A 13,732-nucleotide genomic window follows, 5' to 3' on the forward strand; every position below is an offset into this window, starting at 1 on the left:
CTCCGCGGATCAAGCCGACTGCGGGATAACAATCGCATACACCGGAGCCGCCGATCTGGGCGTTTTGACATGATTGCATCACTCGCAGCGACCCGATGAGCTTGGCACGTTAGCGCGCATGGCCAAAACCCGTTTCTTAAAAACGACAGGAGTGTTCCCATGAGAAGGCTTATCGTATCAACGTTTGCGTCGCTTGACGGCATCATGCAAGCACCCGGCGGACCGGAAGAAGACCCAACTGGCGGTTTTACCCTCGGCGGCTGGATGTTCAACTACTGGGACGAAGCCATGGACCTCTCAGCATCAGGTTTCGACGGCAAAGATCGAGAGCTGGTGCTCGGTCGTAGGACCTATGAGATATTCGAAGCGTACTGGCCATACCAGCCCGATGACGATCCGACTGCGAGGACGCTCAATGCAGCAAGAAAATATGTGGCTTCGCGCACATTGACGACGCTTCACTGGCACAACTCGACCCTGCTCTCCGGCGATGTCGTCTCGGCCATCATCGCTCTCAAGACCCAACCAGGCCCTGACCTGCAGATTATTGGCAGCGGCAATTTGATTCAAACGCTGCAGTCCGCATTCCTGATAGACGAGTACAACGTGTGGACTTTTCCAGTGGTGCTGGGGCGGGGCAAGCGCCTCTTCGGTGAGACTGCCAAGCCATTGGCGCTGCGGCTCGTTCGCTCTCAGGTTTCGACCACTGGCGTGGTGATGAGTACCTATGTGCCAGTTGGCGATATCCAGCCCGGTTTGATCGCGAGTGACGAGCCGAGTGAGCAGGAGTTGGCGCGACGCAAAAAGATGGCGAATGAGATGCGGTGATGTGAATTCGGGGCGCGGCTTAATTCAGGTGTTGGATGGCACATCTTGTTTATTCGCGGTGCTTCCAGCCATGCATAGAATCTGAAAATTGCTCGCAAGATTGTGATAATGCCGCAGGAATCAGATAGCTGAGCACAAGGTGTTTGCCTAAGCTGAAAGGGTGATTGATGCAGGAGGAGCTATGACATGTCCGCTCTACGTTAGCGCCGTTGTTCTGATGCTTCATCGTGCATTGGACTTTCAAAGGGAGAAAACATGGCTACTAAAATTCTTGTGAACTTACCGGTAAGCAATCTCAATTTGAAGCTGTTCGAGGCACTCGGTTGTGGGCTAGTAGCAGGAGTTTTCTTTGCCTTCTCGACCTTTGTGATGCCGGCTCTTGCTCGACTCCCCCCACCACAGGGGATTGCCGCGATGCAAGCCATGATTATTACAGCGATCAACCCATTGTTCATGCTGGCAATCTTCGGAACGGCAGCGGCTTGCCTCTTTCTAGCTATCTCCTCGCTGTTCAAGTGGCAGCAACCCGGTGCCGTTTACTTGCTCGCCGGTAGCCTGCTCTATCTTGTCGGCGCAGTAGGAGTGACAGGCATTTTCAATGTGCCGCTGAACGATGCACTGGCGATCGTTGATCCAGGCAGTACTGACGGTGCGAGCCTGTGGAGCAGCTTCCTGACCAACTGGACAAACTGGAACCATGTTCGGACAGCAGCAGCACTGGCAGCAGCGGCATCGTTCACCATTGCGCTCGGTGATTGAGTAGACGTGTGGCCCTGCAGGGTGTGGCAGCTTATTGCGTAGAAGGAGGAGAGAAAATGAAGCTACATGACAGCTAATCAAAACTCGAACGAATCATTATTCCTGTCATGAGGCAATTCTGATGAAGGTCAGCACTGAACGAAAAATAATGCGGTGGATTCACATCGTTTTAAGCTTCCCGATCGTCGGCTATATCTACGAACCCGTCGCAGGTAAACCTAACGCAGCATTCGCCGCCACCCAATTTGTCTTTGTTCCAATTGTGATCCTCTCTGGACTATGGATGTGGAAAGGGCAGGATGTTCGGAAATGGCTGAAACGCTCAGGCCACAAGCAGCGGTAAATAAACAAGCTGAGCACGTCATGACCGGAGCGCCGGGCATTTCTCGCACCAACCCTTCGGGCAAGTGCCATGATTGATCGATGGAGATATCTCGATCTTCGAGAGCGGGGCGATTCTACTTCATCGGGCGTTAGGCGGCATAGAAATTTCGGCTCCACTTCACAAAGATAGTCAAAGGAACTCACAATCGTTCGCTGTTTATGCAGACTCAGGAGAATGCCGATGACCATAGAACTTGATCACACGATCGTTCCTTCTCGCAGTCAAGTGAAGTCGGCCAAGCTCTTGGCAGAACTCCTTGGGGTTTCGTGGGCTGAGAAGAGTGTTGGTCCATTTTCGCCTGTCTACATCAATAGTGGGCTAACGCTCGACTTCCAGGAAACGGATGAAGAGTTCCCCATCTATCACGTTTGCTTCAGGGTCACAGAAGACGAGTTTGATACCATTCTTGACCGGATCAAAGCGGCTGGAATCAAGTACCGCAGCACGTTGCGGGGACGCATGGATATGCAAATCAACACCGCGTTTGGAGGCCGTATGATCTACTGGAACGAGCCAGACGGACACCAATGGGAAATGTTGACGGTCAGCTATGCTCGGCAGGAAAGTTGATTCTTGGTTTCTGGGCGCTGCCACATCACAGACATAGGAGAACACAGACATGAACAAAGGCGTTCTTATCACCACCGACACCCTGCAGACGCAGCGGTTCTACCATGGCACACGGGCTGAGCTGAAGCCAGGAGACCTGATCGAGCCTAGCACCGATGAGCGGGACAGGACGACACCCGATGTCTACCTGACCCCCAATCTGGATGCAGCCATCTGGGAGGCAGAACTCGCGATCGGCGAAGGTCCCGGCAGAGTTTACATCGTAGAGCCGATCGGCCAGATTGAAGATGTCTCCGACCTGGCGGATCAGAAGTCTCCAGGACATCCGTCGATATCATGCCGCTCCCGTGAGCCGTTGCGGGTCACGGGCGAGGTCACGGAGTGGCCTCTTTACCATGGCACTCGGGCTGACCTGAAGCCAGGGGATCTGATTAAGCCGGGCCATACCCCGAACTTCGGCAATCAGGATAGGACAACACCCAACGTCTATCTAACTCGCACGTTGGATGCCGCCACGTGGGGAGCGGAGCTGGCCATCGGTGAAGGTCCCGGCAGAATTTACATCGTGGAACCGACTGGCCCGATTGAAGATGACCCCAATCTGACGAATCAGAAGTTTCGGGGTAATCCGACGAAGTCATTCCGTTCCCGGGAGCCGCTACGGGTTACAGGCGAGATCACGGATTGGCAGGGGCACTCGCCTGAAGTGCTCAAAGCCATGAAGGACGGACTAGAACGACTTGAGCGACTTGGGGTTGAGCCAATTGATGACTGAACGAAGGCTACGGCCAAGATTTCTTGTAGCCGCTCAACCAAGGTGTTGAGTTGAGTCAATATTTTTGACTTCTTGTGACCTAAAAAATTAATCGACCTGTCGATTTAGACGTTCTCTATTCGACTAAGCAATAGAGCCAGGGGTGAGACGCTGTTCACCCTGGCACTGAGCAAAAACCATCCTTCAATAGGAGATTTCATGATGAAAGTAGTGGTTCTAGTCAAAGCGACTCCTGACTCCGAAGCCGGGGTCATGCCTACCGAAGCGATTCTGGCTGAAATGGGCCAGTTCAACGAAGAGCTTGTCAAAGCCGGGGTGATGCTGGCGGGTGAGGGACTGCATCCCAGCTCTAAAGGTGTGCGGGTGCAGTTTTCCGGCAAAAATCGCACCGTCATCGACGGCCCGTTTACGGAAACCAAAGAGCTGGTTGCGGGCTTCTGGCTCTGGCAGGTGCAATCCATGGCAGAAGCGCTTGACTGGATCAAACGCAGCCCCTTTCAAGACGGCGAAGTCGAAATTCGTCCCATCTTTGCTGACGAAGACTTCGGTGAAGCTTTCACCCCAGAACTCAGGGAACAGGAAGAGCGCCTGTGCACCGAAATGGAGAAGCAGAAAAGCGCCTAGCGCGGAGTTGAGAAACCCGGTCTCTCGGTTCTCGACGAGCATGTTAGAGGTGCCGACAGAGACGGGATTTCTAGAGATGCAGACGTGTAATTTTTCGTATTTTTTTGAGGAGACATCATGGCAACCAATGTTTCCGTGAATCTACCCGTCAAAAACCTCCAAAAGTCTGTGGAGTTTTTTACTCATTTGGGCTTTAGATTTAACCCTCAATTTACCGATTAAACGGCCACTTGCATGATTGTCAGCGACGACATTTATATCATGCTGTTGACCCATGAAAAATTCAAAACGTTCACGCCAAACCCCATTTGTGACGCCACAAAAAGTACCGAGGTGCTGGTGTGTTTGTCGATGGAGAGTCGCGCCGCTGTGGATGAAATTGTAAGTAACGCGATCGCGGCGGGTGGCAATACATATAGCGAACCGCAAGACCACGGGTTTATGTATGGCCACGGCTTTCAGGACTTAGACGGCCACATTTGGGAAGTCATGTTTATGGAATCTGACGTAACTTCTTGAGGCCAGAAAAATGACAATTGGAAACAGAAACAGGGCGGAGGAAGTCCAAATTCGCCAACGGATCAATACCTGGATAGCCGCGCTTCGAGCCAAAGATGTAGACGCACTCATGGCCCATTACGCGCCGAGTCTGCTGCTGTATGATCTCGACCCTCCCCTAGTGCATCACGGAGCAGACCCATACCGCACAAGCTGACAGGAGTGGTTTGCCTCCATCCAGGGCGATGTTGGGTATGAAATCCGCAACCTGAATCTCTCGGTCGGGGATGATGTGGCCTTTAGCAACAGCATCAACCAAATGAGTGGAGTCAAAACCACTGGGGAAAAGTTCGATATCTGGGTGCGTATGACCGTTGGCTACCGCAAGCAGGATGGCCGGTGGCGCGTAGTTCATGAGCATATCTCGGTGCCTTTTTATATGAATGGCAGCTTTAAGGCCGCTGTTGACCTGGAACCATAGGTCTATGTAGTATCAGAGCTTACAAATTTTAGCGAGTGAGGAGAGTTGCTCCAATGATTTGTGTTCCTAAATGGTTTGGCGGTCTAGTCGCGGGTAGTGTCATGACCATAGTGGCACAACCTGCTCTGGCTGAAGCAGGGGTTCAGCCTGTCACCCCCCTGCTTGCCCAACAAGAAGTCCCTGCCCAGGTGGATTTCGCTCCGCATTTTCAGGATCTGGGGATAGAAGGTTCAATCATCATTTACGACCTGAACCTGAACCAGACCTATCAGCACAATTCTGAGCGCAATAGCACTCCCTACTTGCCCGGCTCGACCTTCAAAATTCTCAATTCACTGATTTCCTTAGAAGCAGGCGTCATTGACAATGACCTGGCAATTCTTACCTGGGACGGAGTTGAGCGCATCGTCCCCGCATGGAACCGGGATCTGAATATGCGCACCGCCTTTCCCCTATCCGCCGTCTGGTTCTACCAGGTGCTGGCCCGTCGGGTGGGTCACGATCGCATGCAACAGTCGGTGGCGGAGGCTGGCTATGGTAACCAGGATATTGGTAGTGCTGAAGACATTGATACCTTCTGGTTAACAGGTGATTTACGCACCACCCCCGAAGAGCAAATTGATTTTCTGCGTCGCCTTTATAACGATGATGTGCCCTTTTCGGAGGATGTCATCGCCCTGGGTAAAGACATCATGATCGTGGAACAAACCCCTGATTACACCATTCGCGCCAAAACGGGCTGGGTTGGCTTTGGTGAACCCGATCAGGAGCAAATCGGCTGGTACGTAGGCTACGTAGAACAGGCTGACAATGTTTACTTTTTCGCTACCAATATCGACATTCGAGATGAGGATGATCCAGCTGCCAGGGTAGAGGTGACCCGTCGCTGCTTGGAGACTCTACAGCTGCTCTAGAGATTGAATGTTGGGGAGGATATCCCATGAAAACAACTGAAATTAGCTGTCTTTGCGGGACCGTCAAAGTGCAGCTAACGGGCCATCCAATCACCCAGTTCTACTGCCACTGCGACGACTGTCAGGCCACTAGTGGCGGTGCCTACATTGGCGTGGCCGTCTATCCTGTCGATGCCGTCAAGATAATGCAGGGTGAACTCACAACCTGGACGCTCAAAAGCTTGCCCCGACAGCGCTGTGCCGTTTGTGGCACCCACGTTATGGCTGAAGTGCCAGGGCTGGCTCAAGTTGGCATCAAGGCAAATCTGTTGCCAAAAGGAGAATTCAAACCCGACTTTCATCTCCATTGCCGGTATGCCGTTCTGCCGGTCAAAGATGATTTACCACACTTCAAAGATTTGCCTGCTAGCTTTGGGGGCACCGACGGGACTTCTAACTGGTAATTAACAAAGGAGATATGTATGGCAGATAACGATACCCAATCGACCCGTAAAGCATCGATTCAAAACTTATTGGAGCAATGGGCTAGTGCCACTCGTTTTGGCAAACAGGACGATGTCCTGGTGAATCATGCTCCAGATGTCACCATCTTCGACGTTCTACCGCCTCTTCAATATGAGAGCGCAGACGCGTACCGCCAAAGCTGGGATGAGTGGCAGCCGACAACCAAGGGACCGGGGATTTTTGAGCTCCACAACCTTAAAATCACAGCGGGTAAGGATGTGGCCTTTGCCTACGGTTTGATTCGATGTGGGGGCACAAAACCCGATGGAAAAACTTTTGAAGACTGGGTGCGCGCTACATTTTGCCTTTGCAATGTTAATGGCAACTGGCGCATCACCCATCAGCATATTTCGATGCCCATTGGCTGAAGATAGAACTCCCGTAAGCTCTAAAGCAAAATCGGTTTCCTCATACTGTTTGCTTTTCTTAAACGGGTTTTTACCTCAGTTCCACATCCAGGCAATATAATACAGATAAACTAGTTACAGCAATCGAGCCAACGCTTTGGCCGATTGCGCGTCGGGTAGATTCCCAGTTCTGAGCGTTTTAGCAGTTGCATATGTCCTAACCTACCCGACCAACGCGACATACCCTATTGCCATTTGCAAACTGAGGAAGCAGGCAATGACTAATGACGCAAAAACCGCGATCGCAACCATCATTCCGACTTTACGCTACCGGGATGCATCTGCTGCCGTTGACTGGCTTTGCCAAGCCTTTGGGTTTGAAAAGCATTTGGTTGTCCCCGATGACGATGGCGGGATTGCCCACGCCGAACTGGTGTTTGGCAACGGCATGGTGATGGTGGGCGCTGCCTGTGAGGATGAATTCGGTCGGCTGCAACAGCCCCCGAGTCAGGGAAACGCCGTCGTCACGCAGAGTCCTTACATTCTGGTCGAGGACGTAGATAAACATTACGAACGGGCCGTTGCGGCGGGAGCTCAAATCGTCACGGATATCAAAGATCAAGATTACGGCGGGCGCGACTACTCTTGCCGCGACCCGGAGGGTCATGTGTGGAACTTTGGCACCTACGACCCGTGGACTGCTGGTTAGGAACAACTCATCCATTTAGCCCAAGGAGGGCGCTATGAAACTGATTCCCTATCTCAACTTTGACGGTGACTGCGAAGCCGCATTCACGTTTTACGAACAGGTTTTTGGCGGCAAACTGGGCGACAAAATGATTTATAAAGGGTCGCCGATGGAAGCAGACGTGCCGCCCGAATGGCACGACAAGATTATGCACACTCACCTGACTATCGGCGATCAGGAAATCATGGGGTCGGATGCGCCACCTGCTTATTTCAAAGAACCCCAGGGCACTGAGGTAACTATCCAAATTGATGATCCTGAAAAAGCCGAGCAAATCTTCAGGGCTTTAGCCGAAAACGGCACCGTCAAAATGGACATTCAGGAAACTTTTTGGGCCAAGCGTTTTGGCATGTTGACTGATCAGTTTGGCATTCCCTGGATGGTCAATTGCGACAAAGCGCCTGAGGAGTAACCCTATTCGACCTATGACACTGACACTCGAAGAACTGCAAGAAAAACTAGCTGACATCAATCAACTGGTCGCTAATCTCCAAACTTCTGCTGCATTTGAAAAATACTACGCTGATGACATTGTCATGATTGAGGGAGATGGCACAGTTACAACCGGAAAGAATGCCTGTCGCCGGGGTCGAGAATTCTTTTTTAAGGAGATGCTAATCGAGTTCAGAGAATCGAAGCTGATTAGCTAACATGTCGCCGTTTCGGCTGAGAAGGAATACGATTTTAGGGCAGGGAGAAATGTGTGGCGAGGGCGGTGACATGACCTCCATCATGACCCTGGGCTATAACCCGCAGACGCAGCGGTACGTCGGCACCTGGGTCGGCTCAATGATGAGCCTTCTGTGGGTATATGACGGCGAACTCGATGCCGCCCGACAAGTGTTGACGCTGATCTCCGAAGGCCCGGCGATGACGGGCGACGGCACTGCTCAATACAGAGACGAGATTGCCTTTGAAGACGATGACCATCGGGTAATGACTTCCCACATGATGAGAGCGGACGGGCAGTGGCACTGGTTCATGACTGCCCATTATCGACGCAGATAGAACTTACGAATAGCCTCCTTTCATCCCCAATTCTGGGAGCAGCGCCTAAGCTCAGTAGGGTGCCTACCCTAATTCGGTGAAATTCTGTAAGAAGCTGGTGTGACCGTGGCCAAACAGATTGACGAACGTGTTATCTCGCTCAATTGGCTCGATACAGCTCGCGCTCGTCGAGCGCAGGAAGCGATGATGAAGATGGTGAAGATTGACATCTCCGATATTGAGCGGGCAGCAAACAAATGACCTTGACCAACTGATCAGGAAGCCGACTGCGGGATAGCGATCGCCCGCACTAGAGCCGCCGATCTGGGCGTTTTGACAGGATTGCATCACTCGCAGCAGTCCGGTGATGCGAGACGCCAACGCCCATCACCAATACCCACTTGTGGACTTTTCTAGTGGTGCTGGGGCGAGGCAAGCGCCTCTTCGGTGAGACTGCCAAGCCATTGGCGCTGCGGCTCGTCCGCTCTCAGGTTTCGACCACTGGCGTTGTGATGAGCACCTATATACCAGATAGCGATATCCAGCCCGATGCGATCGCGAGTGACGAGCCGAGTGAGCAGGAGTTGGCGCGACGCAAAAAGATGGCGAATGAGATGTGGTGAGACGAAAATGACCGACCTGATCCTCACAACTTTCGACTGGGTTCCCAAGACACCCCGGGGCTATGTGCGTGATATCCGGGTGCGGTGGGCGTTGGAAGAGGCACGCTTGCCCTACAGCGTCACGAGCGTGCCATTTCGCGATCGGAGCGCCGAGCATTTCTCGCACCAACCCTTCGGGCAAGTGCCATGGTTGACCGATGGAGATATCTCGATCTTCGAGAGCGGGGCGATCCTGCTTCATCTGGGCGAGTTGAGTGACAGGCTGATGCCTGCCGAGCCGCACGGTCGCAGCGAAGTTATTCAATGGCTGTTCGCCGCGCTCAACTCAGTCGAGATGGCGAGCCTGCCATGGTCCCTATTTAAGTTCTCTGGTGATACTGAAGGGACGCCGGGACGAAAGCACCTAGATGAGTTCCTCAAGGCTCGGCTCCATCACATGGAGAAGGTGTTGGCGGGACGCCAATGGTTGACCGCAACCTTCTCCGTCGCCGACATACTCATGGCGGATGTGCTGCGCCTTGTCGATCGGTTCGACGGGCTGGTGGAATCCCCGGCCTGTCGTGACTATGTCGCGCACGCAACCGCTCGTCCTGCCTTCGTGAAGGCGCATGCAGACCAGATGGCGCATTTCGCTAAAGCAGACTGAGGCACCAGTGTTTGTTTCGCCAAAGACCCCACAAATCGCCAGAAGCAAGTTGCGGTTCAACCATGCATTCAGTGGGCGTTAGGTGGCATAGAAATTTCGGCTCCACTTCACGAAGGTAGTCAAACGGAACTCACAATCATTCGCTGTTTATGCAGACTTAGGAGGAGACAGACATGACCATAGACATTCTTGGCACCACCGACAACCTGCGGACGCAGCGGTTCTACCACGGCACACCGGCGCTGCCTGCGGTGGTCGACTGGCCAACTTTCAGGCCGAATTGGATGCGCTACGGATTCGGGAGAAGGCGCACACGCGTGAGGCTGATGCGATCGCACTGACTCGTGTCGCCACTCAAGTAAGGATCATGCGGCTGTGAGTTACTCACGGCACAACAAAAGTAAGGCTTGTCGCGGTGAAAGTATGTCGCGGCCCGATCAGAGTATGTCGCATCGCGATCAGAGTTACTCACGTCATGATCAGAGTTACTCACGCCGCAATGAAAGTAACTCGTGCCGCGATCGCACCTACTCACGCCGCGATCAAAGTAACTCACGCCGCGATCAAAGTAACTCACGGCCCGATGCGAGCAACTTACGTCATGATCAAAGCAACTGTTACCTGGCTATCAGTAACCCTGGAACGAGACCGACAGTGCCGAATCTAGCAATTTTCCGGATCAGACAGGATCTATCACTAAAATCCAGGTATTTGACTATGTTCACGACCATATGCTCCCAGTCCTGTGGGGGTCTGTCCATCGCCGAAACCCCCATTCTCTCGTCGACCCCACCAGATTGCTTTCCAGCTAAGGGATACAGACGTTTTCCACAGGGTGCTTTTGAGAAAAATTGTCATGTATTTGGCCTGCCTGTGGACCCCCCCAGAAATGATGGTGTAGAATGCAGGTGTGGTAGGTCTTTCAGAGGCCGACCCTTCCCACTAGGTGGGAAACTAATTGAATGGAAACATGCAAGCATACGTACACCTCACCCTCGACTCATCCTTCCCACTAGGTGGGAAACTAATTGAATGGAAACATCCAGTCCGCTCGCTTCTTGTATAGAAGCTTGTAGACCTTCCCACTAGGTGGGAAACTAATTGAATGGAAACAAGTCTTGGACGAGGGCGGATTAGCTTTTTCTCAACTTCCCACTAGGTGGGAAACTAATTGAATGGAAACCGCTTCCACAATTCAGCTGGGCACCTGCCCAGCTTCTCGGGCTTCCCACTAGGTGGGAAACTAATTGAATGGAAACGGGCCTCCCACTCTTTCCGGGTCGCCCAGATGATCTTCCCACTAGGTGGGAAACTAATTGAATGGAAACTTCCGTTTCCTCCTGATGGGAGGAAGGCCTTGACTGGATCTTCCCACTAGGTGGGAAACTAATTGAATGGAAACCCATCAGAAGCTCTATATCGCGCCTTGATGGAACCGCTTCCCACTAGGTGGGAAACTAATTGAATGGAAACTCCTGAGCCTGTTCACGACTCATCTTCGAGACTCGACTTCCCACTAGGTGGGAAACTAATTGAATGGAAACTCTGTTTGGCCGGTGATGGTGTCAGATAACGCGTGCTTCCCACTAGGTGGGAAACTAATTGAATGGAAACATTCGCGCACCACCCGGGGGTGATGATGACTTCAGACTTCCCACTAGGTGGGAAACTAATTGAATGGAAACATTCGCGCACCACCCGGGGGTGATGATGACTTCAGACTTCCCACTAGGTGGGAAACTAATTGAATGGAAACTCCTAAAGAGTCCTCCAGGAATTGCAGCAAGGCGACTTCCCACTAGGTGGGAAACTAATTGAATGGAAACGGCAACCAAGGCAGAAGGATGAAGGATGAAGGATGAAAGGGACATGTCTGACTGTCGTATAGGCCATAATTTTCAAGCCTTTCCACAGTTCTAAAGTCCTCGATTACTCGCTGCCTTCTGCCTTCTGCCTTCCCTATGCCCTCCGGGCAGGCTATGCCAACGGCTTCGTTGCCCCTGCGGGGCCGCTACGCGAACAGGACAAGCTGCCTTCTGCCTTCTGCCTTTATTTCTGCCTTCCCTATGCCCTCCGGGCAGGCTATGCCAACGGCTTCGTTGCCCCTGCGGGGCTGCTACGCGCTTGGCGGAGCCTGACTGAAAGTCATACAGGACAAGCTGCCCTCTGCCTTTCTGTTTGCCCTGTTCGCAAGGATTGGTGGGCAAGCCAAGGGTCTCGACCGTTGCTAAGAGCAGCGGCAATGAATTTGCCCACCCTACCCATTGCTTCTGCCTTCTGCCTTCTGCCTTCTGCCTTCTGCCTTCTGCCTTTATTTCTGCCTTCTGCCTTCTGCCTTTCTGTTTGCCCTGTTCGCAAGGATTGGTGGGCAAGCCAAGGGTCTCGACCGTTGCTAAGAGCAGCGGCAATGAATTTGCCCACCCTACCCATTGCTGAGCTAAGAACCCATAAGTTATCTGTAATGACTTGCCAGCGATCTGGCCCCCTAATCCCCCCATTCCCGTTGGGAAGGCGGTACCGGGTAGCGCCACCGGGCCGCATCGGCATCAGTCGATCCGTCAGCTTGCGTACCCAATTTGGACAAATGCCGTTAAGGTGAACAGGATCGTTCTGGAATTTAGTCTTCAGGAGAAAAACGCTATGGCTCAGGCTCAAAAAGGCGATACAGTATTAATTCACTACACTGGCAAGCTCACAGATGGCACCGTCTTCGACTCCTCGGTCGAGCGAGGTCCGCTGCAATTTGACATTGGCGCTGGCAATGTTATCCCCGGTTTTGAAACCGCTGTCATTGGCATGAGCCCCGGGGACTCCAAAACCGAAACCATTGGCTCTGACCAAGCCTACGGCCCCCATCGAGACGAAATGGTGGTAGTGGTAGACCGTCAGCAAATTCCCGATGAAATTCCCCTGAACATCGGTCAACAGCTGCAGTTGCAAGGACCAGAAGGGCGTCCGCCCCTGCCGGTACTGGTGACCGAAGTGTCTGACGGCAAAGTCACCCTAGATGCCAACCATCCCCTGGCTGGCGAAGACCTGGTCTTTGACATCGAACTGGTTGACATTGTCTCTTAACTCTCCCTGCCCCTGGGCCGGTGCTCCCGGGCCAACATAGCCACACTCGCCGTCACCAGTATCACCCCTGACAGCTGCACAGGGGTGATGGCTTCTTGGATGGCAACCCAGGCTAACACCACCGTCAAGGCTGGATTGCTGGCGCCAATCATGGCGGCGGCGGTGGCGCCGATGCCGCGAATGCCGAGGTTGTTCAGGACATGGCCGGCGAAGGTGACCAAGGCCGAGAGCAACCCGCCAATCCACAGTGGTCCCCAGGCTGCCGCAGGCACCTGGGAGACATTGCCCCGCCCGAGAGACAGGCTCAGGGTCGAGAGCGCCAGGGTCGTGGCAAAACTAATCCAGGTAAAGGGAAAGGGATGGACAACGTCGAAGCTTTTTTGGGCATTGACGGTATATAGGGCGTAGGCCACCCCAGCGGCAAGGCCGAATAGCACCCCCAACCATGACTGGCTGTCACCGCCACTGGCAGCGGGCATGGTCAGATAGCTGCCCAGCAGAATCAGGCCCATGATCACCCAGCGATAGCGACTGGGCCGGGTACCAAACACTCCCCAGGAAAACAGGGCGGTAAATACGGGATAACTGAAAAACAGGGTCAGGGCGATACCGGCCGGCAGCAGGCCGATGGCCACATAGAGCAGGGCCAGGTAGAGAAACATCAAGCCCCCCCCGGCGATGGCCTGGAGCAGCGGGCGACGTTGGTGGCTACTGCCCAGTTGGCGAATATCCTTCCACGTGGCCGGATAGAAACCGGCGGCCAGCCCAGCCATCAGGGGCACCACCAGCACCATGCGCATCACCAGCAACAGAAATGAGTTCTCTAGGGTCGGGGGCACGAAGCCGCCGGTGACGCCGATGCCGAGCACCACCTGTTGGTTGAAGAGAACTCGAACAATGACATTCTGAACGCAGAAAAAGCACGCCGATAGTAGTACGATGGCAACCCCAAGCACGGGCAGATATCC

At 53.3% G+C, this 13,732-nt stretch carries 18 protein-coding genes, 2 pseudogenes and 1 CRISPR repeat array; of the genes and pseudogenes, 19 read left to right on the top strand and 1 reads right to left on the bottom strand.

Translation table 11 applies throughout. The features are described 5' to 3' along the window. Positions 1–159 precede the first annotated feature (159 nt). The 19 genes and pseudogenes from XM38_RS13720 to XM38_RS13825 all read left to right on the top strand — a co-directional run bounded on the left by XM38_RS13720 (position 160) and on the right by XM38_RS13825 (position 12,764). Positions 160–828, top strand: a complete 669-nt coding sequence (locus XM38_RS13720) for a dihydrofolate reductase family protein (RefSeq protein WP_080808064.1) — start codon at positions 160–162, stop codon at positions 826–828. 255 nt (positions 829–1,083) lie between these two features. Next, on the top strand, positions 1,084–1,587 hold the full coding sequence (locus XM38_RS13725) for an anthrone oxygenase family protein (RefSeq protein ID WP_080808061.1): 504 nt from the start codon (positions 1,084–1,086) through the stop codon (positions 1,585–1,587). A 121-nt stretch (positions 1,588–1,708) separates the two neighbouring features. Further along, the gene (locus tag XM38_RS13730; RefSeq protein ID WP_080808058.1) at positions 1,709–1,930 is read left to right on the top strand and encodes a hypothetical protein; all 222 of its coding nucleotides are present in this window, start codon (positions 1,709–1,711) and stop codon (positions 1,928–1,930) included. 222 nt (positions 1,931–2,152) lie between these two features. Next, entirely contained in the window at positions 2,153–2,542 is a 390-nt protein-coding gene (locus tag XM38_RS13740; protein ID WP_080808055.1) for a VOC family protein, read from the top strand. Between the two features lie 49 nt (positions 2,543–2,591). Further along, complete coding sequence (gene arr / locus XM38_RS29000) at positions 2,592–3,317, top strand: NAD(+)--rifampin ADP-ribosyltransferase (RefSeq protein ID WP_080808052.1); 726 nt, start codon at positions 2,592–2,594, stop codon at positions 3,315–3,317. Positions 3,318–3,518: 201 nt separating this feature from the next. Further along, the gene (locus XM38_RS13750) at positions 3,519–3,941 is read left to right on the top strand and encodes a YciI family protein (protein WP_080808049.1); all 423 of its coding nucleotides are present in this window, start codon (positions 3,519–3,521) and stop codon (positions 3,939–3,941) included. A 117-nt stretch (positions 3,942–4,058) separates the two neighbouring features. Beyond that, positions 4,059–4,460, top strand: a pseudogene (locus XM38_RS13755) (VOC family protein). Positions 4,461–4,569: 109 nt separating this feature from the next. Next, a pseudogene (locus XM38_RS29005) lies at positions 4,570–4,920 on the top strand (YybH family protein). Positions 4,921–4,973: 53 nt separating this feature from the next. Further along, positions 4,974–5,834, top strand: a complete 861-nt coding sequence (gene blaOXA / locus XM38_RS13765) for a class D beta-lactamase (protein ID WP_080808040.1) — start codon at positions 4,974–4,976, stop codon at positions 5,832–5,834. A gap of 26 nt (positions 5,835–5,860) precedes the next feature. Further along, complete coding sequence (locus tag XM38_RS13770) at positions 5,861–6,277, top strand: GFA family protein (RefSeq protein ID WP_080808037.1); 417 nt, start codon at positions 5,861–5,863, stop codon at positions 6,275–6,277. 18 nt (positions 6,278–6,295) lie between these two features. Then, entirely contained in the window at positions 6,296–6,706 is a 411-nt protein-coding gene (locus XM38_RS13775) for a YybH family protein (RefSeq protein WP_080808035.1), read from the top strand. Between the two features lie 256 nt (positions 6,707–6,962). Continuing rightward, positions 6,963–7,394 carry a VOC family protein gene (locus tag XM38_RS13780; RefSeq protein ID WP_080808033.1) on the top strand — a complete coding sequence of 144 codons (432 nt, stop codon included), beginning with the start codon at positions 6,963–6,965 and terminating at the stop codon, positions 7,392–7,394. Positions 7,395–7,428: 34 nt separating this feature from the next. Further along, a complete protein-coding gene (locus XM38_RS13785; protein ID WP_080808030.1) occupies positions 7,429–7,845 on the top strand; it encodes a VOC family protein in 417 nt (138 codons plus the stop codon). A 13-nt stretch (positions 7,846–7,858) separates the two neighbouring features. Next, the gene (locus XM38_RS13790) at positions 7,859–8,083 is read left to right on the top strand and encodes a hypothetical protein (RefSeq protein ID WP_080808026.1); all 225 of its coding nucleotides are present in this window, start codon (positions 7,859–7,861) and stop codon (positions 8,081–8,083) included. A gap of 49 nt (positions 8,084–8,132) precedes the next feature. Then, positions 8,133–8,441 (top strand): DUF1579 domain-containing protein, encoded by a 309-nt coding sequence (locus XM38_RS13795; RefSeq protein WP_256995778.1) that lies wholly within the window; start codon positions 8,133–8,135, stop codon positions 8,439–8,441. A gap of 105 nt (positions 8,442–8,546) precedes the next feature. Then, positions 8,547–8,681, top strand: a complete 135-nt coding sequence (locus tag XM38_RS27765; protein WP_256995631.1) for a hypothetical protein — start codon at positions 8,547–8,549, stop codon at positions 8,679–8,681. A 140-nt stretch (positions 8,682–8,821) separates the two neighbouring features. Further along, a complete protein-coding gene (locus XM38_RS13805; RefSeq protein ID WP_202978893.1) occupies positions 8,822–9,043 on the top strand; it encodes a hypothetical protein in 222 nt (73 codons plus the stop codon). A gap of 7 nt (positions 9,044–9,050) precedes the next feature. After that, complete coding sequence (locus XM38_RS13810; RefSeq protein WP_088431685.1) at positions 9,051–9,689, top strand: glutathione S-transferase family protein; 639 nt, start codon at positions 9,051–9,053, stop codon at positions 9,687–9,689. A gap of 935 nt (positions 9,690–10,624) precedes the next feature. Next, a CRISPR array of direct repeats spans positions 10,625–11,515; the repeat unit is 35 nt; unit sequence CTTCCCACTAGGTGGGAAACTAATTGAATGGAAAC. An 814-nt stretch (positions 11,516–12,329) separates the two neighbouring features. Beyond that, on the top strand, positions 12,330–12,764 hold the full coding sequence (locus XM38_RS13825; RefSeq protein ID WP_080808017.1) for an FKBP-type peptidyl-prolyl cis-trans isomerase: 435 nt from the start codon (positions 12,330–12,332) through the stop codon (positions 12,762–12,764). On the opposite strand, the gene XM38_RS13830 is transcribed toward XM38_RS13825, so the two are convergent. Beyond that, positions 12,761–13,720 (bottom strand): DMT family transporter, encoded by a 960-nt coding sequence (locus tag XM38_RS13830; protein WP_080808014.1) that lies wholly within the window; start codon positions 13,718–13,720, stop codon positions 12,761–12,763. The two genes, XM38_RS13825 and XM38_RS13830, sit on opposite strands and share 4 nt — an antisense overlap. Positions 13,721–13,732 lie beyond the last annotated feature (12 nt).

The organism is Halomicronema hongdechloris C2206 (genome assembly GCF_002075285.3).
Taxonomy (GTDB): domain Bacteria; phylum Cyanobacteriota; class Cyanobacteriia; order Phormidesmidales; family Phormidesmidaceae; genus Halomicronema_B; species Halomicronema_B hongdechloris.